This is a genomic window from Pedobacter flavus, from assembly GCF_036324285.1.
GTDB lineage: Bacteria > Bacteroidota > Bacteroidia > Sphingobacteriales > Sphingobacteriaceae > Pedobacter > Pedobacter flavus.
Map to the genome: position 1 here is coordinate 213,907 of NZ_JAZDQU010000002.1, position 22,748 is coordinate 236,654.

Sequence of the window (22,748 nt, forward strand, 5' to 3'; positions counted from 1 at the left end):
AATGCGTATTAATAATCATCATTACGATCATCATTTTCATACTCATCATATCCATTTTCATCCTCATCTTCAGTACCAAATTCATCCTCATCATGGTCGTCGTCCGATTCTTTTTCATTTATACCAGAACTGGTTAATGCTTCTAATTCATCCGTATCTTCTGGTACAAAATCTAATTCGTTTAAGAAATCGAATTCGTCAGATTTTTTTGATCTTGAAACCGCTTCACTAGAACCTGACGTTTTGTTGTCATAAATTTTAGGAGCTTCTCCAATTGTTTTGAAAATATATGGGTATTCTAATGCTTCATTAGCATCTAGAATGATTTTTATTAGTTCGACATGAAAATCAAAAGGGCGATTAAAATCGTAGATATAATAGAACTTTTGATGAGGATCTTCAATGTATTTTTTAATTTTTGAGTTAGCCATTAAAGCTACTCCTCTTTCTATTTTTCGCTCAGAAGGAAGGTGGGTAATTTCTTCGCCTTTCAACCAATTATCAGTACTTACATAGAAAGAAGAAGATTTATTTGGGTTATATCCAGTAGTTTTATGGATTGCCAAATGCAGATCTTCAAAGGTTTGTGTAGTTTTAATATCTATTTCACGAACTACATCGTCGAAATCTTCAAAACTAACTCTAAATCTATATGTAACCATTTTATATATTCCTAAAATTTTTATTTAATTGGTTTAATTCCTAATTCAATTGCTTTTTTCAGCATAAAAACCGAAGCATCTTCGAAATTGTTTTGAATTTCGCCTTCTAAAATCGCTTCTCTGATTAGATTTTTTAAAATCCCAACTTCCTTACCTGCTTTAAGTCCGAAAGTTTCCATTATATATTCACCATTAATTGGTGGTTGCCAGTTTCTAATCTGATCTCTTTCTTCAACACTTTTTAGTTTTGCCTTTACAAGTTCAAAATTATTTCTGTATTTACGAATCTTATATTCATTTTTAGTGGTAATATCGGCATTGCAAAGTATCATTAATGCTTCTATATCTTCACCTGCATCGAATAATAATCTTCTTACAGCACTATCTGTAACCACATCTTTTGCTAAAACTATAGGTCTTAAATGAAGTTGTACAAGTTTTTGCACAAATTTCATTTTTTCATTTAAGGGAAGTTTTAATTGGTTAAAGATTACTGGAACCATTCTGGCACCTTTATCTTCGTGGCCGTGGAAAGTCCACCCACTTTTAGCTTCAAAGCGTTTAGTTGCTGGTTTTGCAATATCGTGTAAAATAGCTGCCCACCTTAACCACAAATCGCCAGTATGCTTACTAATATTATCAAGTACTTGAAGGGTATGATAAAAATTATCTTTATGTCCTTTTCCATCTTTAAAATCTACTCCATGCAGATGATGCATTTGTGGAAATATTAACTTTAATAAGCCTGTGTCGAATAAATAATTAAATCCGATTGAGGGTTTTGGAGATAAGATAATTTTATTTAATTCATCCGTTATTCTTTCTTTAGAAATTATGCTTATTCTTTCCTTCTGACTACATATTGCATTAAAAGCAGCTTCATCAATTTTGAATTTTAATTGAGTGGCAAATCTTATTGCTCTCATCATTCTCAAAGGATCGTCTGAGAATGTGATTTCTGGATCTAAAGGTGTTCTTATTAATTTATTTTCTAAATCTTGAATCCCATTAAATGGATCTAATAGTTTGCCATAATCTTTCTTGTTTAAAGAAATGGCTAATGCATTAATAGAGAAATCTCGTCTTAATTGATCGTCTTCTAAAGTTCCATTCTCTACAATTGGCTTTCTTGAATTAGATCTGTAAGATTCTTTTCTGGCGCCTACAAATTCTACTTCTATTCCTTCAAATTTCAGCATTGCAGTCCCAAAGTTTTTAAATACTGAAACTGTAGTTCCAATTTTTAAACCTACTTTTTCTGCGAACTCTATACCATTTCCTATTACTACAATGTCTATATCTTTAACCGATTGTAATCGCTTTAACATAATATCGCGGACATAACCGCCTACAACATATATTTCTATGTTTGAAGTTTGAGCAACTTCTGCTAAAGTTTTAAAAATTTTATGGTCGAGATGTTCAGTCAAAATATAGAAATGCGTTTACGAAGGTTATATTAACCCCGATGCTAAAGTGCTACAAAATTAAGAAAACTTATTTGCGTATAAAATGAAACTCACCATTTGGTGATAATTTCATTATTGTTGATGATTTTTTAGGAGTAGTAATATTTTGATCAACATTAACCACATAATCTACAGCTTCTAAAATTTCAGGAGAGATTTCTTGAAAAGTTGCCGGTGTGGGTTGTCCAGAAATATTTGCTGATGTGGAAGTTATGGCTTTTCTGAATCTCTGAATTAAGGTTTCACAAAAGGGATGTTTAACCACTCTTATGCCAACACTTCCATCTTTATTAATTACATTTTTGGCTAAATTTTTTGCGCCAGAAAAAATTATTGTAAGTGGATTTTCAGTGTATTCTATTAAATCATAGGCTAATTCTGGGACATCTTGAACATAACCAGCAATTCTATGGTCATTATCAACCAAAATTATAAAACTTTGATTGTCTGATCTACCTTTAATTTTCTTGATTTTTTCTACAGCTTCTTCATTTGTTGCATCGCAACCTAAACCCCAAACAGTATCTGTTGGATATAGAATTACACCACCATTACGGATAACTTCTAAAGCTTTTTCAATTTCATTTTTCATCAGACTGAATTAAATAATGGTTATTTAAAATTGGAATATGTTTTTTCCAAAAATGCAAATCATGAACTGCAGGTGCATGACATCCAAATGGAAGTTGATTTTGATTAATTTTATATGCTTTTTGAGGTTCAAACTCTACGCCAAATTCTAATGCATCTAAATAATTTGGAATCTTAAATAATGGATTAATATTTTTTGAAACAATAGACCAAAAAACATCTTCATTGTATAAATGATGCGTTTTGTTTTTATATTCTTCCAAAATATTTGTTGGTGCCATATTCAAAATTTCTAAAAAATCTGAAACATTTCTTAATGAAAACCCACCATTTCCTACTTTATTATGCTTTAAACCATATTTTGGTTGTGCAATTTTTCTAAGTGAATTTACGAATTCTTTTAATTTAGAATCGTCTTTTCTTAACCAAGGGGCGCCTATGTAAGAATAATTTTTTGAACACCAATATTTAAGTTCATCTTTAAAAATAAACACATCAGGTTGATGAATTAATATATATTCATAATTAATGAACGATTTATAAAAATCGGTATTCAACATTAATTTATTATAACCCTTTATGTTCTCAAAATACGAACAATCAAACCTTACAATAGGTAATTTAGTTAAATTACCAAAAGATTTATCTATATCCAGTTTATTAGAACAAACAATAACTTGATCATAATTGCTTAATTTTCTAGAGCCATTTTCTAAAAAATTAAGTTCTAATTCAGTAGGTTTTTTGTAAACTGGAAAAACTACAATACAAGGACGCTTCATTAATTCTCTAAATTAATTTAATCTATAATGCTATTATAGCAATCCATTAATTGTTTACAAAGGTTTGTAGTGTCGAATTTTTCTACGAATAATCGTCCTTTTTGAATCATGTTTTCCCTAATTTCTTTATTGTGTGTTATTAAATTAATGTTTAAAACTATTCCATCAACATCATTGGGATCAACATATTTGCTGTCTGGACCACCTGCCTCTTCCAGGCATGATCCTAATGATGTGATTACTGGAATGTTCGAATATAATGCTTCTATAATTGGAATTCCAAATCCCTCATAAAAAGATGGTAAAACAAAAACCTCAGCATTCTGATAAAACCCTGGTAAATCAATAAATTCTAGATTTTCAAAAAATAAAATTCTTGAATCTAAGTTTAATTTATTGATAAGGGGCTCGATAATTTTATAGAAGTATTTTTTCTTTTTGCCTACTACAACTAACTTTAAATCTTCATCAACTTTTGAAAGTGCTTTAACTAGAGCGGCGAGATTTTTTCTGCTTTCAACTGTTCCAACATAAAGAATATACTTATTAGGTAGATTATATTTGTTTTTAATGTTATTTAACTCATCTTCATGTAACATGATCTTAAACTGATCATGACAACTTTGATAAATTACCTCTATTTTATCTGGATTGATTTTATAAAACTTTATTATATCGTTCTTGGTATTTTCGCTAATTGCAATAATCTTAGTTGCGGCATCACAAGAGCTTTTAGATTTCCAATTGTATAATTTCGCATCAAGCCAACCATAATGTTTAGGGTAATTTAAAAACATCAAATCGTGAATAGTAACCACCGTTTTAATCTTAGAATGTTGGATTCCGAACGGTATTTCATTACTTAAGCCATGATATATTTTTATTCTATCTTTTATTAAATCCTTAATAATTCCCATTCTTCTCCAAAGGAATTTATTATGCACAGGCGTTTTTATTTTAATATTTTCAGAACCTATAAAATTTTTTACTCTAGGCGAGTCATTTATAGTTTTAGTATATACTAAATATTCATGATTAGGATAAAGATTTGAAATGGATTCAATAAGCCATCGACTATAATTTCCTAGTCCAGTAAGATTTTTAGTTGCTCTTTTACCGTCGTAACCAATTTTCATATAGATAGATGCAATATAATATAGTTATTTGATATTTGTTTAAACAGCTACATTGTTTTCTCTTAATGCATCATTTAATGAAGTTTTTTTATCTGTACTTTCTTTTCTTTTTCCAATAATTATAGCACAAGGTACTTGATAATCTCCGGCAGGAAAACTTTTAGTATAACTTCCTGGAATTACTACCGATCTAGCTGGAACAATTCCTTTATACTCTATTGGTTCTGGTCCGGTTACATCAATAATTTTAGTAGAAGCAGTTAACACAACATTTGCTCCTAAAACAGCTTCTTTTTCTACTTTTACACCTTCAACAACAATTGCTCTTGAACCTATAAAACAATTATCCTCAATAATTACAGGCGCTGCTTGAATAGGTTCTAAAACTCCCCCAATACCTACACCTCCACTTAGATGCACATTCTTTCCAATTTGAGCACATGATCCTACAGTTGCCCAGGTATCCACCATAGTTCCTTCGTCAACAAAAGCCCCTATGTTAACATAACTTGGCATTAAAATTACACCAGGAGCAAGGAAAGAACCATAACGAGCAACAGCTGGAGGAACAACTCTAACACCTTTTTCTTGGTAATCTTTTTTTAGCTTCATTTTATCGTGGTAAACATATGGACCTAATTCAATTACTTCCATTGTTCTGATTGGGAAATAAAGAATTACTGCTTTTTTTACCCATTCATTTATACCCCAACCATTTAGGACTGGCTCGGCAACCCTTAATTTTCCATTATCTAATAATTGTATTACTTGTTCAATTGCTTCGCAATACTCAGGATAAGCTAATAGCTTGCGGTCTTCCCACGCAGCTTCTACTTGATTTCTTAATTCGGTTAACATTGTCTAAAAATTTCTCCAATTTACTTAAAATTATGTGCTTTTAAATCAATTAATGATTATTTTTGGATGAATGGCGGATGATAATAAAGTTAGGATAGATAAATATTTATGGGCGATACGAATTTATAAAACTCGTTCGATGGCTGCTGATGCCTGTAAAGGTGGAAAAGTAAAGATGAATGGGCAAGCTGTTAAGCCTTCTTATTTTTCTAAAATTGGAGATGAATATCATATTCATAAGGGAATAGAAAGAAAAGTAATTAAGGTTTTGGCCTTACAGGCAAATAGAACAGATGCAAAAACGGCAGTATTAAATTATCAAGATATAACTCCAGTTGAAGAAACTACCTCATTTAAATCTATGTTTAATGCGCCCATTTTAAAAAGGGAAAGAGGAGCGGGCCGACCAACTAAAAAAGATAGAAGAGAGATAGGTGAATTGTTAGATAAAAAACACAATTAGATTAATTTTTTAAAATTCTTAATCTATAGCACATCATAGCTGTAGTTCCTAGTTTTTGAATTAATTTGTAATTCGCAATCGCTCCTACAGCAGAACCTATTATTGGGATTAACTGAGCCAATTTAGCCAAATCTATGTAATCTCTGTATTCCTGCTGAAAAGTTTTCCAATCAAAATCTTGTTCATTTATAGGTAAATCCTGATTTATATCACCCCAATTTTGAATAATTTCGAAGGTTTTATTTCTACCTTGTTGACTAGAAAAAGCGAGTTGAAAAATATATAATATGAAAACTCTTTCCTTATAATTTTTGACATCAAACCCGTAAATATTTGCTATTTCGAACAATAGTTTAATTTTTATGGCAATTAAAACAGGGAAATCTGCAACACTCATTAAAAAGCCACCTGCACCAGTAATTCCTCCTTCTACTGCACCAGTATTTCGGTAGCTTTCAATTTTTGATTTTACTAATGCTTCTTTGTGAATGAAACTGGTTTCAATGGGTAATGGGGTTGATGTGGTGTGTTGGGAGCCAAAAAGAACCGATTGAACCATTGATTTAATCACTTTGGTAATTCCATCGTGGACTTTTTGAGGGATATAACTGTTTATTTTATTCTGAACGGAGTGGGTCATCTTATTAAAAAATGAAGGTTTGACCTTTTGTTCATTTATCCATTTGTTCAGATCAGATTTAACATTCGCTAAATACTTTTCGTTTATATCCATCAACTAATATTCGATTTTATTCACATCTTTTTCCCATAATTTAAATGCATTTAAAGCTTCATTTCTCATAATTTGATGAACTTTAAGCTTTCTTTTTTCTTGAGGTAATTCTAATTCATCATAAATAAATTGATCATCAAAACCTATCGCGGCTGCGTCGTATTTTGAATTTCCATAATAAATTTTGGCTACTCTAGCCCAATATAAAGCAGAAAGGCACATTGGGCACGGCTCACAACTTGTATAAACAATACAGCCTGATAAGTCGAAAGTGTTTAATTTTTTACAAGCTAGTCTAATTGCGGCAACTTCAGCATGTGCAGTTGGGTCATTAGATTGGGTAACTAAATTTCCACTTTTGGCAATTAATACCCCATCTTTTACAATTACGGCACCAAAAGGACCGCCAATTTTTTTCGTAACATTTTCTTCCGCAAGTAGAATAGCCTCGCGCATAAATTTTTCTTCAAAATCTTCCATATATAAAAAAATGCTTCTATTTAAGGTAGAAGCATTTTTAAAAATAAGTATTTAGAGGTTATTTTTTAGGATTTTTTTTATATTCCTCATTTAAGCCTTTAATTACTTCAGAAGTAACGTCTAATTTTTCATCAGCGAATAAAATAGAACTATTTCCTTTAGTATAGGTTAGTACCATTTTAAACCCTTTTTCTTTAGCATAAACTTTTAAATAATCAGCAACGCGATTGTATAATTTAACTTGTTCTGTTCCTTGCTCATTTTGAAGCGCAAGGCCTGCGTTTTGTTGATAAGATTGAAGTTCTTGTTGTTTGCGGGCTAATCGTTGCTCTGTAGCAGCGCGTTGATCAGCTGGCATTGAATTTTGTTGTTGTTGGTATTGGTTTACTTCTCTTTGGAAAGCTTGGGTTTTAGATCTTAAATCATTTTCTGCAGCACTGGTACTTGCATCTAATTTTGTTTGAAGATCTTTAAAGTATGCATAGTTATTCAGTAAAGAGTCTGAGTTTACGAACACGATTTCTTCTTGGTCTGCTTTTACTGAAGAAGAATCTTTTGAGTTAGAAGCTGAATTAGATCCATTGTCTTTGCATGATACAAAGGCAGTTGTAAGCGCAAGAGTGCTTACCATTAACGAAGTTTTTAAGAAATTAAATTTCATGAATTTATTGTTAGTTAGTTTTTTAAATGTAAAAAGTAAGGCTGGTTGATAAATGTAAAATCTGATCTCAAGATAGATTTTATAAATTATAATTTTAACAAATATAAAATCAATTTTTAGTATCCTAAAATGTAAGCGATACAATTTCAAATATTATCATTTTTAACATTCAATTATTTATCAACAACTGCCATTTTTCCATAAAAAATGAGTATTTTTATACTTTACAGCTATTACAAAATATATGAATGAAGAAAAAGAGCTGAAGTCGAATTATTCAGCAGATAATATCCAGGTTTTGGAGGGTTTGGAGGCAGTAAGAAAGCGTCCATCCATGTATATTGGGGATACTGGAGTTAAAGGTTTGCATCATCTTGTTTACGAGGTTGTAGATAACTCAATTGATGAGGCTTTAGCGGGTCACGCAAATACAATTGATGTAAAGATTTTAGCAGACAATTCAATTAGAGTAGAGGATAATGGTAGAGGTATTCCTACAGGTATAAATAAAAAGGAAAATAAATCGGCATTAGAAATTGTAATGACGGTGCTTCACGCTGGTGGAAAATTTGATAAGGATACATATAAAGTATCTGGAGGATTACACGGTGTTGGGGTAAGTTGTGTTAACGCGCTTTCTACGCATTTAAAAGCAGAGGTTCATAGAGAAGGAAGAATTTGGGTACAAGAATATAATATAGGAAAGCCTCTTTACGATGTTAAGGAAATTGGTGATACCGATAAGCGAGGAACTATTGTTACATTTAAGCCCGATGAAACTATTTTCACGCAAACAACCGAATATAAATACGATACGCTTGCTGGCAGATTAAGAGAATTAGCCTTTTTAAATAAAGGGATTACACTTAAATTAACCGATGAGCGAGAAGTTTTAGAAGACGGATCATTTTTGTCTGAAACTTTCTATTCTGAAGGCGGATTAAAAGAATTTGTTGCGTATTTAGATGGAAGTAGAGCTTCGTTTTTACCAGATCCAATTTATATTGAAGGAATTAAACAAGGCGTGCCGGTTGAATTAGCTTTCCAATATAATGATGGCTATTCTGAAAATGTGCATTCTTATGTGAATAATATTAATACACATGAAGGTGGAACTCATATTGCTGGTTTCCGTCGTGGTTTAACACGTACCTTAAAAGCATATGCTGATAAGTCTGGTTTATTGAAAAATGTAAAATTTGAAATAACTGGAGATGACTTTAGAGAAGGATTAACAGCAGTAGTTTCTGTTAAAGTTCAAGAACCTCAATTTGAAGGGCAAACCAAAACTAAATTGGGTAACTCTGAGGTTATGGGAGCGGTAGATGTTGCTGTAGGTGAAGCATTGAGTATATTTCTTGAAGAAAATCCTAAAGAAGCAAAGCTAATTATCAACAAAGTAATATTAGCAGCAACTGCTCGTGCAGCCGCAAGAAAAGCCAGAGAAATGGTTCAAAGAAAATCGGTTATGGGAGGTTCTGGTTTACCAGGAAAATTGGCCGATTGCTCTGATAATGATCCAGAAAAATGTGAATTGTTTTTAGTCGAGGGTGATTCTGCAGGTGGTACTGCAAAACAAGGTAGAGATAGAAATTATCAAGCAATTTTACCTTTGAAAGGTAAAATCTTGAACGTTGAAAAAGCAATGGAACATAAAATCTACGATAACGACGAGATTAAAAATATGTTTACTGCATTGGGCGTAAGTATTGGTACCGAAGAAGATGATAAAGCTTTAAATTTAACCAAGCTACGTTACCATAAAATTGTAATTATGACCGATGCGGATATCGACGGATCACACATTACAACGCTAATTTTAACTTTCTTCTATAAATATATGCGTGCTTTAATTGAAGCTGGATATGTTTATATTGCATCTCCACCATTGTATTTAGTGAAAAAAGGTAAAGATCAAGAATATTGCTGGACAGAAACCCAACGCGATATTGCTGTTCAAAGATTAAAAGGTGCTGGTAAAGAAGATAGTGTTCATGTTCAACGTTACAAAGGTTTGGGAGAGATGAATGCTGAGCAACTTTGGGATACAACGCTTAACCCAGCAAATAGAACTTTAATGCAAGTTTCAATAGAAAGTACCGCAGAATGCGATTTAACTTTCTCTATGTTAATGGGTGATGAAGTTGCCCCTCGTAGAGAATTTATTGAGCGAAATGCTAAGTATGCGAAAATTGATGCTTAAATAAAAAAAATCCCAACTCTAAAAGTTGGGATTTTTTTTGACTTATTGTTGCTTACTAAATATTCATTCTAATAATTTGTGCTATATTTTTTAAGTTAAGCTTTGTAAAAGGCTATTTCTTAAGTTTTAGCTCTGCTTTAGCATAATTGATTACAGCTTGATAATCATTTAAAATATCTCCACCAATAATTGCTGCAATAGGTGGGTGACCCAATAAGGCATAGGTTTCGGTAACTGGATCTAAATCAATGCCAATAGCTTGATAATTATTAATGAAAAATCTTCCAATTTTAAATTTGGGTATTTCAGCAATAACGGTATCTGTAGTACTAAAAATTGTATTGGCTTGTAAATTAGAATTATTGGAAATTGAATTTGAAAACTCTTCTAATATATTTCTATGAATTACTGTTCTGGATGCCCCAGTGTCTAAAACAGCAGTAAATTCCTTTTTAAAAATATTGATTTTAACCAGTAAATGGATTCCTTTGTCGTCTAAAGGAATAATAGAAATTGGTATTTTGAAGATTGGCATATTGAGAAATCTGCGGATAGGTTAAACTATCCGCAGATTATAAAATTATACTAATTTCATATCGTGAAGAACAGCATTCATATTTCTTACTGCTTCTGCACTTTTATTGAATTTTGCTTGCTCAGCATCATTTAATTTATAATTAACGATTTTTTCCCATCCGTTTTTCCCAATCACAACAGGAACGCCTAAGCAAATGTCTTTTTGACCATATTCTCCGTCTAAAGCAACGCAGCAAGTAAAGACTTTCTTTTCATCGAGAACAATTGCTTCTACTAATGCAGCTCCAGCAGCACCTGGTGCATACCAAGCAGAAGTGCCTAACAAGCCAGTTAAAGTTGCACCACCAACCATTGTGTCGGCTGCTACTTTCTCTAATTGAGCCTCATCTAATAAATTGCTAACTGGTAATCCTTGGTAAGTAGCTAATCTTGTTAAAGGAATCATTGTTGTATCACCATGACCGCCAATTACAAAACCTTGTAAATCTGAAGCATTGCAATTTAAAGCAACACTTAAATAATATTTAAAACGAGCGCTATCTAAGATTCCACCCATTCCAATGATTCTGTTTTTAGGTAAACCTAAAGATTTTAATGCTAAATAGGTCATAGTATCCATTGGGTTAGATATAACTATGATAATAGCATTTGGAGAAAATTTCAAAATATTCTCAGCAACTCCTTTAACAATACCAGCGTTAATACCAATTAACTCTTCTCTAGTCATTCCTGGTTTGCGCGGTAATCCAGAAGTAATAACAGCAACATCCGATCCTGCTGTTTGTGCATAATCGTTGGTAACACCTTTAATTTTAGTGTCGAAACCTAATAAAGTCATGGTTTGCATCATGTCCATTGCCTTTCCTTCAGCAAATCCTTCTTTGATGTCTAATAAAACCAATTCTTCAGCTAATTCTTTTCTTGCAATATTGTCTGCACAAGTGGCGCCAACCGCTCCAGCTCCAACTACTGTAATTTTCATATTTATTTTAAATTATGTTCGTCTATTTGTTAAAATAGAAATTTGTTATAAAATTATTATGCTGACTAAGTTAGATATTTATGCTTGTTTAGTAAAATGGTTTTTGAAGTTTATTTTCATAAAAATAGATTGTGATAAAAAAATTATATAAAACCAATTATCGACATTTATTTTTCTTCAATTATTTCAAAATATATTGTAACATTCTTTATAATTGAGTGTCATATTAATAGTTCAAATTAGATAGTTAAAGTGCATCTGCGTTTTAAAAAATAGTCCAAATTAAGACTTAGAAAATTATTTTCTCAAAGTGTTAATTATAATTTTTAGTAAATCCTTATTCAAATAAAATTGAGTAAGGATTTTTTGTTTTATATTACTATTTGTTGATAAAATTCTACGGACTAAAATCGGTTCTAGAATCCAAATTCATTAAATTTGAGATTCGTTGAACTTCACATAATACACCATAATGTTTTTAATATTTGATACTGAGACCACTGGATTACCTAGAAACTGGAATGCACCAATAAGTGATCTAGATAACTGGCCTAGATGTATTCAAATTGCTTGGCAATTACATGATGCCAATGGTAAATTAATTGATCATAAAGATTTTTTGGTTAAGCCAGAGGGATTTGATATTCCTTATGATTCTGAGCGAGTACATGGTATTTCTACTGAGTTGGCTATGGCTGAGGGACAATCTTTAAATCAAGTAATTGTTGAATTTCAAAAAGCTTTGGCTCAGTCTAAATATATAGTTGGACAAAATATTAAGTTCGATTTAAATATTATGGGTGCAGAGTTTTTAAGAAATAGTTTAGGCGACCCATTCGAAGGCAAAATTGTATTAGATACCTGTACAGAGGTTACCGCTTCATTATTGAAATTACCAGGAGGAAAGGGTGGTAAATTTAAACTTCCTACCTTAACTGAGCTTCATTCGTATTTATTTAATCAACCTTTTAATGAGGCTCACAATGCAACGGCCGATGTTGAAGCAACTGCAAGATGCTTTTTTGAATTATTGCGCCAGAACACTTATTCTGTAGAGGAGTTACAAGTAGATACTTCATTTTTAGAAGGCTATTTAGAAAATAATCCTACGGTTATAGCAGCAGTTGGATTAAAACATGTTAACTTAAAATCAGCCTCAGAAAAATATAAGAAAAAGGCAAGTCAGCAATTTTCTGGAGATTATGTAGAGAGCGATGAAATAAAGGCAGCGTTTGAAAATGCAGCTTTTGCTCATTTACATAATCATACACAGTTTTCGGTATTACAATCAACGATTTCTGTTCCAGCCTTGGTAAAAGCGGCGGCTGATTTAAAAATGCCTGCAGTTGCAATTACAGACCATGCAAATATGATGGGGGCATTTCATTTTGTTAGTCAGGTAAATGCTTTTAATAAGAAAATTGAAGCTAAAAATAATGAGCTAATTGCGAGTGGAGGTGTTGCAGAGGAAAAACCAATTAAACCTATAATTGGGTGTGAATTTTTTGTTTGTACAAATCACTTAGATAAATCCAGAAAAGATGATGGTTACCAAATTGTATTTCTTGCCAAGAATAAAAATGGATATCATAATTTAGCTAAACTATCATCAATAGCTTATACAAAAGGATTTTATTATGTACCTCGTATAGATAGAGCTTTAATAGAGCAATATAAAGATGATCTAATTGTTTTAACCGGGAATTTATATGGCGAAGTGCCTTCTAAAATATTAAATCTTGGTGAACGTCAGGCCGAGGAAGCTTTACTATGGTGGAAAGAACAATTTAAGGACGATTTATATATTGAAATTATCCGTCATGAGCAAGAAGATGAGGATAGAGTAAATGCAACATTGCTTAATTTTTCAAAGAAGCATAATGTTAAAATAGTAGCCACAAATAATACTTACTATGTAAATAAAAAAGATGCTTATGCTCATGATATTTTACTTTGTGTTAAGGATGGTGAAAAATTAGCAACTCCAGTAGGCCGAGGAAGAGGCTATAGATACGGATTACCAAACCACGAATATTATTTTAAGGATGCTTCCGAAATGAAGAAAATCTTTAAAGATATTCCAGAATCAATTATAAACATTCAGGAGGTTTTAGATAAGGTAGAGCCTTATCAATTAGCAAGAGAGGTGTTGCTTCCTAAATTTGATATTCCTGAAGTGTTTAAAGTGGAGGAAGATTTATTAGATGGCGGTAAGCGTGGTGAAAATGCTTATTTGCGACATTTAACTTACGAAGGAGCAAAGGAGAGGTACAATGATTTAACTCCAGAAATTATCGAAAGAATAGATTTTGAGTTAAATACCATTGAACGGACAGGTTATCCTGGCTATTTTCTAATTGTACAAGATTTTATAGCAGAAGCTAGAAAGATGGATGTCTCTGTTGGCCCTGGAAGGGGTTCTGCTGCGGGTTCTGTGGTTGCTTATTGCTTAAAAATTACCAATATAGATCCTTTAAAATATGATCTTCTATTTGAGCGTTTTTTAAATCCAGATAGGGTTTCTATGCCCGATATTGATATCGATTTCGACGACGAGGGAAGAAGTAGGGTAATGGATTATGTTATTCAAAAATATGGGTCCAATCAAGTAGCTCAAATTATTACTTATGGAACTATGGCTGCAAAATCTTCAATAAGAGATACAGCTAGGGTTTTAGATTTGCCATTGTTTGAAGCGGATAAGATAGCCAAGCTTATTCCGAATATGAAATTGGCAAAGATTTTTTCATTGGATGAAAAGGAATTAAAATCGTCTTTACGACCAGATGAACATGAAAAGGTTTTAGAATTAAAATCATTATCAAAGGCAGGAAACTTAGGTTCTGAAATTATTGAAAAGGCAATTGTTCTAGAAGGTTCCTTGAGAAATACAGGAATTCATGCTTGTGGCGTTATTATAACACCAGATGATATTACAAATTTTGTTCCTATTGCAACGGCAAAGGATTCTGATTTATTTGTAACTCAGTTTGATAACTCTGTGGTAGAAAGTGCGGGCTTACTAAAGATGGACTTTTTGGGGTTAAAAACGCTAACCCTTATTAAAGATACAGTAAGCTTGGTAAAACTAAGGCACGGAATTCAGTTAAATCCGGATTTATTTCCAATAGATGATCAAAAAACATACGAATTATTCCAAAGAGGAGAAACAGTAGGTATTTTCCAATATGAGTCGCCCGGAATGCAAAAATACATGAAGGAACTTAAACCTACTGTGTTCGATGATCTTATTGCCATGAATGCGCTTTATAGACCAGGACCTATAGAATATATTCCTTCATTTATTAGAAGAAAAAATGGCGAAGAGGAGATTAAATATGATTTAGATGCTTGTGAGGAATATCTAAAGGATACATATGGTATTACCGTTTATCAAGAGCAGGTAATGCTTTTATCTCAAAAACTGGCTAATTTTACAAAGGGTGAAGCCGATCAATTGCGTAAGGCAATGGGTAAAAAGCAAAAGGATGTACTCGATAAAATGAAACCAAAGTTTATTGAGCAAGCAATAAATAACGGGCATTCTAAAACTGCTTTGGAAAAAATTTGGAAAGATTGGGAAGCATTCGCTTCTTATGCTTTTAATAAATCGCACTCTACTTGTTATGCATGGATAGCCTATCAAACGGCCTATTTAAAAGCCAATTATCCGGCAGAATATATGGCAGCTGTATTATCCAATAATATGAGCGACATTAAGCAAGTGGCTTTCTTTATGGAAGAGTGTAGGCAAATGGGCGTTAAGGTATTGGGGCCAGATGTAAATGAATCTGATTTGAAATTCTCTGTAAATAGCAATGGAGAAGTAAGATTTGGACTTTCTGCAGTAAAAGGAGTAGGAGATAAGGCGGTTGAAAGTATAATAAGTGAACGCGAAAATGGTAATTATAAAAATTTATTCGATTTCGCTAAGCGATCAAATACGAGGATTGTAAATAAAAAGGCATACGAGAGTTTTGTTTATAGTGGAGCTTTTGATGCATTTGGATTCCATAGGGCTCAATATTTTTATGTTGGCCCAAATGATAAATTAAATGGTATTGAAAAACTGATTAAATATTCTAATGACTTTCAAAATAATGATGCCACATCTCAAGGATCTCTATTTGGAGGCTCTAAGGCCGATTTAATTTTGGAGCCTCAAATGCCAGTTTGTCCTGAATGGGGGTTACTAGATAGATTGAAATATGAAAAAGATGCGATTGGAATATTTTTGTCAGGCCACCCTTTAGATAATTATAGATTTGAACTTCTTCACTATTGCGCTAATTCTGTAAAGCACCTAAATATTATAAATAAAGTAAGGTCTGGAGATCAGGATGAAGAGTTAATGTTGGAGTTTGAACAACTTAAAAACAAAGAACTAGTAGTCGGCGGATTAGTGGTATCAGCATCACAAAGAATAACAAAAACAGGAAAACCTTTTGGTACTTTTGTTTTTGAGGATTACGATGATTCTTGCGAATTGGCCTTGTTTGGGGATGATTTTATTAAGTTTAAACAATACTTAACAGAAGGGTATTTTTTAAGAATAACCGGTCGAGTAGGTGAAAGATTTGGTAAAACTGGAGATTGGGAATTTAAAATTTCAACCATCAACTTATTATCTGAATTAAGAGATAAGATGACAAAAAGCATTACTATCCAAGTTCAAATTGAGGATATTAATGATGAGTTTATGACTGCTATTCATGAAATTTTGGAGGAGAATAAGGAAAACACTGAAAAGCAAGATTGTAGATTAGATTTTGAGGTTTATGACAGAGAAAATTCCTTGAAGTTGGAACTTCCATCTAAAGGGTTGAAGATTAACCCAAATAATCAATTTTTAGATTCATTGGGTAAACTAAATTTTGTAAATTACAAGTTAAATTAATGTAAAAATGACACCATTTGTAAAGTGGTATTAGATTTGATTATATATTTGAAGATAAATTAAAAATTATGGCTTTAGAAATTACAGACGCAAACTTCGAGGAAGTTGTATTAAAATCAGATAAACCTGTCCTAGTTGATTTTTGGGCAGAATGGTGTGGTCCATGTAGAATGGTAGGTCCAATTGTTGATGATCTTTCAAAAGAGTATGAAGGCAAAGCTATTATAGGTAAAGTTAACGTAGATAACAACCCTCAAATTTCTACTCAATTTGGAATTCGTAATATCCCTGCTTTATTATATTTTAAGAATGGTGAAGTTGTAGATAAACAAGTTGGTGCAGTACCTAAATCTGTTTTAGCTGGTAAATTAGATCAACAATTATAATCTTTAGTAAGATTTAGATTGATAAATATTATCCCTGATAGTTTTTACTATCAGGGATTTTTTATGGATAAAATTAATTTATGGAATCAATATGCTTCAATATAATGTTGCATGCATATTTTATTTCTTCTTCAGTAATGATAAGTGGAGGGGCAATCCTTAATGAATTGTCGCAATGTAAGAACCAATCTGTAATAACTCCATCTTCAATACATAAATCAATGATGCGTTTATTGGTTTTAAAATCATTAAACTCTATTGCCATCATTAAGCCAGATCTTCTAAATGAAATAATATTAGGGTGTTTAAGTAATGATTCAAATAAAGCACCCTTTTCTTCCACCGTATCAACTATTTGCTCAGATAATAAGGTTTTTAAAGTAGCTAAACCAGCTGCGCATGAAACTGGATGCCCCCCAAAAGTGGTGATATGTCCTAAAATAGGATTGGATGTGAAAGTATCCATATTGGTTTTAGACGATATAAATGCGCCTATTGGCATACCTCCACCAATTCCTTTTGCTAATAAGAGTATATCGGGAATTACATTGTATTTTTGAAAACAGAATAAATGTCCTGTTCTTCCATATCCAGTTTGAATTTCATCAAAAACCAATAAGGTTCCTGTTTCGTTACATTTTTTTCTTAATGCCACTAAATAGTCCTGTTTTGCTGGTCTAATTCCAGCTTCTCCTTGTACTGGCTCAATAAATACGGCCGCTGTTTCTTCAGTTATTTTATCTAAATCGTTAAAATCATTGAAAGTAATATGATTTATATTTGGAAGAAGTGGATTGAAATTAGTTTTAAAATAGTCAGTAGACATTAAACTTAATGCCCCTTGTGTGCTACCATGATAGGCATTTTTACAAGAAATTATTTCCTTTCTACCTGTAACACGCTTTGCTAACTTCATGGCCCCTTCAACTGCTTCTGCTCCTGAATTAACAAAATAACACGAATCTAAATTTGAGGGTAGTTGAGCAGTTAAAAGGGTCGCTAATTGTACTTGCGGATTTTGTATATATTCGCCATAAACCATTAAATGCATATAAGTCTCAGCTTGGTTTTTAACAGCATTAACTACATTTGGATGGCAATGACCTAGGTTGCTTACACCTATTCCAGCAATTAAATCCATGTAGGGTTTTTCATTTATATCATAAATCCAAACTCCAGATGCTCTTTTAAATTCAAGTAATAAAGGTGAATCACTCGTTTGAGCATTATGATGTAGAAACAATTGTCTATTAGTAAGCATATGCAAATTTACGTATTATCTAATGGCATTGAATATAAAGTTTAATGCTGATTTAAAATTCTACTTAAAAATGAAGATCTATATGTTTTGCCAATCGGTATTTTAATATCATTTTTTAATTGAACATTATATTGGTCTATAAACAAAATAAAACGTTCTGAAATAATATAAGATCGGTGAATGCGGTGGAAATAAGTAAATGAATTAAGTATTTCAAGTAGATCTTTTATACTTTTTAAAATTGAAATTGTGCCTTCAGTATAGGTGATTTTCAAAAAATGACCATCGCTTTCTATAAATATGATCTCTTCGGGGTCTATTTTCCATAATCTTCTTGTTGATAAGCTCTCTTTTAAGTAAAGTGTATTCATGTTAATTAATAATTAATGCTTAAAAGCAGCCTTTTCAGGCTGAATTTATAGTTGTTTAAGAATATAATCGTTTTTAAAAAACAATTATAGTAATTTTAGATTAATAAATTTAATTTAAAATAAAAATTATGAAAAAAGTTGTAATGATGTTAATTGCAATAGTTGCAATTACGGTGAGTGAAGGAAGTGCAAAAACTTTAACAAGTAATTTGGGTTTAGAAAAACTTAAAAGCCAAACAGAATTTATCTTGGATTTAGGAAGTATTGATGCATTAACCACTGCGGAAATTGAGCAGAAGGTAGAAGAATTCATCCAGAATAATGTACCAAATGTTCAGTTGAATTGTACAATTACTGTAAAGGGGTCAGTAAATGTAGGAATTGTTGAGTTTGAAATTGAGGTTAGTGTTACTGGATCTTGTGCAGAAATTGCTAAATCTGGTAAAAAGATAGCCAATCAAATTCTTAGTGATGTTACCAGTGCAATAAAGGGAGTTAAGTGAAATCGTTAAACTTGAAGTATGCTATTGAAACAATAGCATACTTAACTTATTCTTGTAGGTTTAAGTTCATAATTCCGTGCCTATTTATGGTTGGCTGGTACTCGCCAATTTTAGCCCAAAATAGGGTTGTAAAATACCTTCAAATAACAAATTTCAATAATCAATTGGACACTAATTATGCTGAATTATTAATTAATGGTCAACACACTCTTTATAAATATGGTCAAACTAAAGCTACGGATCAATCTCCCATTACCGATCTTAACTTTGAAAGGGTAAAGCTTAGGGACGAGAAGGGATTCTTGTATTATGGCGATTATGAAAAGGGTTTTTATTATAACCGCGAGTTTTTATTAACTCAACCAGTATTAGTTATCGACGAGATGTTAAGTATAAACTGGGTTATCGATTTCAATACAACCAAATTAATATTGGGCTATGAGTGCCATAAAGCAGTTGGCGAATTTAGAGGAAGAGTTTATACAGCCTGGTTTGCAAATCAATTACCAGAGGGTTATGGTCCATGGAAATTATCTGGATTACCAGGATTAATTCTTGAGGTATTGGAACATGATAATGAGCTACAAATTATTGCTCAAGAGATTGTAGAATCCCAAGTTGATTTTCAAAAGCCCGATGAAAAAACCAAGCTTACTCAAATGAATTATGTCAATAAGTTTAAAAAGAAATTAAACCAATTGACTAAATATTTGGCGTCGAATTCTGGTGGGTCAAAATTGTTTCAAATAAGTTCTAAATCAAAATTTCATGTGCTTGAACGATCATTATTTGAAAATTAGATGTTTTTCAGTTTTATTTTTTTGTTGTTTCCAATTGAATGCGCAACAATCAATGAATTTAAATAATAAGGTTTTAAATGGAATTGTGATTGATGAATACAACAATCGAATATCCGCAGTGGATATTTATTTTAAGGACATAAATGGGGGAGGTTCAGAAAAAGTCAATACTAACCTAAAAGGCGAGTTTAAATTAATTTTGGCAGAATTAAAGGATAAAGTTATAGAAGCTAAAGCTATCGACTTTTTTGACACCTCCTTTATTTTAAGTTTTAAGGAATATGATTTTAAAGATACTTTAATCATAAGATTGAGATCAATTATTATAAAGATTGACTCAATTATTTATTCTAAACCAAATATGATTCAAATTAAGGGCGATTCAACTATATATAATTTAGATGGTTTATTATATGGATCTGATCGATTAGAATCAGTCATTAATAAATTGCCAGGGTTGAGTTTACAAAACGGAAAGGTTTATTTTAAAGGTAAAAGTGTTTCAAAAATCTTAATTGAAGGTGATGATATTTTCAATTCCAATATGGAAATGGCTTTAAAAAAGATTCCAGCGAATTATTTTAATGAATTAATAGTTTCAGAAAATTATATTGAAAATCCAATATTAAAAGGCTTTTTGAACTCTAAGGATGTAGTAATTGATTTACAAATAAAAGAGGATTACAAGAATAAATTCATTCATGCTGGTGCATTGGATATTGGAAATTTAAGCAAGATCGGTTTAGATTATGAAAACATGAGTTTTGGATCTAATAAATATGTAAATATTGTTGGATGGGATAGCCAACCTCATTTTGATGAATCTCATTTGAAAGTTTCTGAAAAAAATCATCTCTATGTTAATCCAATTTTTTCAAAATCCACATTTGAAAATTATGCACAAGATAATCTCTCTCTATTAAAAAGCAATTTGGTTTCAAGCAACTCAATATTAAACATGAAAAATGGTGGTAAATTGAGTTTGAATCTTGATGGTAGATTATTAAAGGAAATGAATTCTATTTCTATGGAAATTGAAGATTTAAAAAGTTCAGCGTTCAATTTGTTAAATAGAAGAGATAATGTTAATAATAATTTATCTCTAATAAATTCTCTTAAATATAAACGAATTCAAAATAACTTTTCTAGTATAGAAATGAATATAGATGGAGGAATATTTAAAGACAATTACAATCAATTGATATCATCTAGGAATACGTTTACAGAAATAAAACTTAAAAATCATGATTTTTATATGAATTCAAATATGGAATGGATCTATAAAAATAAAGATGCTCAGATTTGGACAATAAAGGGTGAAGCAAATTATTCTGAGAATAGGGGTAGATTTACATTAATTGATTCAGGTCAAAATTATTCACAAAGTGTTTATTTGAATAGTGTTGATTTAAAGAACATTAAAAAATGGAGTAATCAGCATCAGACAATAGGATATAATTTCCGCAGTTCTAGCCATAACACATTTTTTTATTTTGATAATTTAAATGGAAAGTCTTCATTTCAATTAAACAGAATTATTCATACGTTAAATTATTACAGAAATATAAAGTTCTCTAAGATTATTGCAGAAAGCAACTTGGACCTTAAGTATTTTCTAAGTAGTAGAAGATTAAATATAGATAAAAAATTGGGATTTAATGGGTTTAGAGCAAATTTCAATATAGATCTTGTTTATAAGCCTCATTTAAATCATAAGTTCCAAGCTGGCTTTTATACTGAAAATTCTCCGTACGAAAATTTAGATATAATGCCAATTCCGTATAGGATTGATTTTAACATGAATACCTCTGGATGGGAAGGCGATGGCTTACAAAATTTTTCTGGTTGGAAGTTTAATTATTTATATTCCAATTTATATAATCAATTTATAGTGTTTTTTAATCTCCTTTACTCTAATAAAAAGCAAACTTTAAGGGAGGAAGTCATTTATAGTAATGCTGAATTTTTTATGAATAAAAGCATTAATCCACCTCTAGGTTCACTTTATATTAATAGTAGTTTAAGTAAATATCTACAGCCTTTAAATGGAACTTTAATATTGGATTTTAACTATAATAAAGGAAATTATATTTTGAGTTTTAATAATAAATCGGATTTATACACTATTAGTAATAAACAGCAGAAAATAACTTATAAAAGTACTTTCAATAGCTTTATTCAATTTCAATCGAGTGTTTTATTCAGGACAGTAAGCGCGGTTTCCAATCACAATAAAAATTCTAATTTAAATATAGATAACAATATCAAAATTCATTTAAAACTGAATAAAGTTTCATCAATTGCTATTGAAAGCTCATTGTATAAAATTAGCCGAGACAAGAATAGAGTTAGGCCTTTGATAAATTTAATAGGTCGCTCTCAAATAAATAAGCGATTGGATTTTACATTTAAAACCTTTAATATTTTAAATGGAACTGAATATGTTTATTGGGATATTCAGGAGTTTATGAAACGAAAAATACAATATCAAATTCCGCCTAGAGCATTTAATATTATATTAAGTTATCGATTCTAATTTCTAGGGCGATATCTGTTTAAGAGTTCTTTTTTGAAAGTTTCTTGAGCTCTATAAAATTTTGCTAAAGTTTTTATTGGAAGAGAAGACTTAAATTTTTCGTAGTATCTTTTTTCGATATTTACTTCTCTTTGTTTATAATCTAATTCACTGGTGATCAGGATTTGAACTTCTGCATCTGATAACTCATTAATTTCAGTAATCTTTCTAAAACTGATTAATTTATTTGCGTGATTTTTTCTAAGAGTATTCAACTCTCGATTATAGTCATTATAAATTGGCCAAAATATTTTAGCTTCTTCAGCAGACAAATCTAATTTTTCTGTAATCCAAGCAATTTTAAAAGATTCAACATCACCATTTCTAGAAGAATGTTGAGCACCTGCCAATAGTGGTAACGCTATTACAGCAAATATTAATATTAATTTTTTCATGGG

21 protein-coding genes are annotated in these 22,748 nt (G+C 31.2%); 7 read left to right on the forward strand and 14 right to left on the reverse strand.

The window, feature by feature from the left end; all coding sequences use genetic code 11:
* Window positions 1-8: 8 nt before the first annotated feature.
* The 6 genes from VRU49_RS06920 to VRU49_RS06945 form a co-directional block, all read right to left on the reverse strand.
* Entirely contained in the window at window positions 9-662 is a 654-nt protein-coding gene (locus tag VRU49_RS06920; protein WP_330146051.1) for an IS1096 element passenger TnpR family protein, read from the reverse strand.
* Between the two features lie 20 nt (window positions 663-682).
* Window positions 683-2,092 carry a CCA tRNA nucleotidyltransferase gene (locus VRU49_RS06925; protein ID WP_330146052.1) on the reverse strand — a complete coding sequence of 470 codons (1,410 nt, stop codon included), beginning with the start codon at window positions 2,090-2,092 and terminating at the stop codon, window positions 683-685.
* Between the two features lie 67 nt (window positions 2,093-2,159).
* Window positions 2,160-2,726 carry an L-threonylcarbamoyladenylate synthase gene (locus VRU49_RS06930; protein ID WP_330146918.1) on the reverse strand — a complete coding sequence of 189 codons (567 nt, stop codon included), beginning with the start codon at window positions 2,724-2,726 and terminating at the stop codon, window positions 2,160-2,162.
* Window positions 2,713-3,504, reverse strand: a complete 792-nt coding sequence (locus tag VRU49_RS06935) for a DUF5672 family protein (protein ID WP_330146053.1) — start codon at window positions 3,502-3,504, stop codon at window positions 2,713-2,715. The genes VRU49_RS06930 and VRU49_RS06935 overlap by 14 nt, the downstream gene beginning before the upstream one ends.
* 17 nt (window positions 3,505-3,521) lie before the next feature.
* Entirely contained in the window at window positions 3,522-4,640 is a 1,119-nt protein-coding gene (locus tag VRU49_RS06940; RefSeq protein ID WP_330146054.1) for a glycosyltransferase family 4 protein, read from the reverse strand.
* A gap of 39 nt (window positions 4,641-4,679) precedes the next feature.
* Window positions 4,680-5,498 carry a 2,3,4,5-tetrahydropyridine-2,6-dicarboxylate N-succinyltransferase gene (locus tag VRU49_RS06945; protein WP_330146055.1) on the reverse strand — a complete coding sequence of 273 codons (819 nt, stop codon included), beginning with the start codon at window positions 5,496-5,498 and terminating at the stop codon, window positions 4,680-4,682.
* Window positions 5,499-5,568: 70 nt separating this feature from the next.
* Between VRU49_RS06945 and VRU49_RS06950 the strand changes: the two genes are divergently transcribed.
* Window positions 5,569-5,961: an RNA-binding S4 domain-containing protein gene (locus VRU49_RS06950; protein WP_330146056.1), complete on the forward strand. Its 393-nt coding sequence runs from the start codon at window positions 5,569-5,571 to the stop codon at window positions 5,959-5,961.
* Window position 5,962: 1 nt separating this feature from the next.
* Here the strand turns inward: VRU49_RS06950 and VRU49_RS06955 are convergent, their stop codons facing one another.
* Genes VRU49_RS06955 through VRU49_RS06965 form a run of 3 tightly spaced genes read right to left on the reverse strand, consistent with a single transcriptional unit; the run spans window position 5,963 to window position 7,835 of the window.
* Window positions 5,963-6,694: an EcsC family protein gene (locus VRU49_RS06955; RefSeq protein ID WP_330146057.1), complete on the reverse strand. Its 732-nt coding sequence runs from the start codon at window positions 6,692-6,694 to the stop codon at window positions 5,963-5,965.
* A 3-nt stretch (window positions 6,695-6,697) separates the two neighbouring features.
* Window positions 6,698-7,174, reverse strand: coding sequence for a nucleoside deaminase (locus tag VRU49_RS06960; protein ID WP_330146058.1), 477 nt, complete (start codon window positions 7,172-7,174; stop codon window positions 6,698-6,700).
* Between the two features lie 58 nt (window positions 7,175-7,232).
* A complete protein-coding gene (locus VRU49_RS06965) occupies window positions 7,233-7,835 on the reverse strand; it encodes an OmpH/Skp family outer membrane protein (protein ID WP_330146059.1) in 603 nt (200 codons plus the stop codon).
* A 244-nt stretch (window positions 7,836-8,079) separates the two neighbouring features.
* On the opposite strand from VRU49_RS06965, the gene gyrB reads away from it, so the two are divergent.
* Window positions 8,080-10,038, forward strand: coding sequence for a DNA topoisomerase (ATP-hydrolyzing) subunit B (gene gyrB / locus VRU49_RS06970; RefSeq protein WP_330146060.1), 1,959 nt, complete (start codon window positions 8,080-8,082; stop codon window positions 10,036-10,038).
* Window positions 10,039-10,150: 112 nt separating this feature from the next.
* On the opposite strand, the gene VRU49_RS06975 is transcribed toward gyrB, so the two are convergent.
* Together VRU49_RS06975 and mdh are read right to left on the reverse strand one after the other, a co-directional pair.
* On the reverse strand, window positions 10,151-10,573 hold the full coding sequence (locus VRU49_RS06975) for a retropepsin-like aspartic protease (RefSeq protein WP_330146061.1): 423 nt from the start codon (window positions 10,571-10,573) through the stop codon (window positions 10,151-10,153).
* Window positions 10,574-10,618: 45 nt separating this feature from the next.
* On the reverse strand, window positions 10,619-11,557 hold the full coding sequence (gene mdh / locus VRU49_RS06980) for a malate dehydrogenase (RefSeq protein WP_330146062.1): 939 nt from the start codon (window positions 11,555-11,557) through the stop codon (window positions 10,619-10,621).
* A 472-nt stretch (window positions 11,558-12,029) separates the two neighbouring features.
* On the opposite strand from mdh, the gene dnaE reads away from it, so the two are divergent.
* Both dnaE and trxA read left to right on the forward strand, forming a co-directional pair.
* Window positions 12,030-16,454, forward strand: a complete 4,425-nt coding sequence (gene dnaE / locus VRU49_RS06985) for a DNA polymerase III subunit alpha (protein WP_330146063.1) — start codon at window positions 12,030-12,032, stop codon at window positions 16,452-16,454.
* Window positions 16,455-16,522: 68 nt separating this feature from the next.
* Window positions 16,523-16,840 carry a thioredoxin gene (gene trxA / locus VRU49_RS06990; protein ID WP_330146064.1) on the forward strand — a complete coding sequence of 106 codons (318 nt, stop codon included), beginning with the start codon at window positions 16,523-16,525 and terminating at the stop codon, window positions 16,838-16,840.
* 73 nt (window positions 16,841-16,913) lie between these two features.
* On the opposite strand, the gene VRU49_RS06995 is transcribed toward trxA, so the two are convergent.
* Together VRU49_RS06995 and VRU49_RS07000 are read right to left on the reverse strand one after the other, a co-directional pair.
* A complete protein-coding gene (locus VRU49_RS06995) occupies window positions 16,914-18,101 on the reverse strand; it encodes an aspartate aminotransferase family protein (RefSeq protein ID WP_330146065.1) in 1,188 nt (395 codons plus the stop codon).
* A gap of 41 nt (window positions 18,102-18,142) precedes the next feature.
* A complete protein-coding gene (locus VRU49_RS07000; RefSeq protein ID WP_330146066.1) occupies window positions 18,143-18,472 on the reverse strand; it encodes a LytR/AlgR family response regulator transcription factor in 330 nt (109 codons plus the stop codon).
* A 128-nt stretch (window positions 18,473-18,600) separates the two neighbouring features.
* On the opposite strand from VRU49_RS07000, the gene VRU49_RS07005 reads away from it, so the two are divergent.
* Genes VRU49_RS07005 through VRU49_RS07015 form a run of 3 tightly spaced genes read left to right on the forward strand, consistent with a single transcriptional unit; the run spans window position 18,601 to window position 22,311 of the window.
* Window positions 18,601-18,975, forward strand: coding sequence for a hypothetical protein (locus VRU49_RS07005; RefSeq protein WP_330146067.1), 375 nt, complete (start codon window positions 18,601-18,603; stop codon window positions 18,973-18,975).
* Entirely contained in the window at window positions 18,972-19,775 is an 804-nt protein-coding gene (locus VRU49_RS07010) for a GLPGLI family protein (protein ID WP_330146068.1), read from the forward strand. The genes VRU49_RS07005 and VRU49_RS07010 overlap by 4 nt, the downstream gene beginning before the upstream one ends.
* 52 nt (window positions 19,776-19,827) lie before the next feature.
* Entirely contained in the window at window positions 19,828-22,311 is a 2,484-nt protein-coding gene (locus tag VRU49_RS07015; protein WP_330146069.1) for a hypothetical protein, read from the forward strand.
* On the opposite strand, the gene VRU49_RS07020 is transcribed toward VRU49_RS07015, so the two are convergent.
* On the reverse strand, window positions 22,308-22,745 hold the full coding sequence (locus VRU49_RS07020; protein WP_330146070.1) for a hypothetical protein: 438 nt from the start codon (window positions 22,743-22,745) through the stop codon (window positions 22,308-22,310). The two genes, VRU49_RS07015 and VRU49_RS07020, sit on opposite strands and share 4 nt — an antisense overlap.
* Window positions 22,746-22,748: the final 3 nt, after the last annotated feature.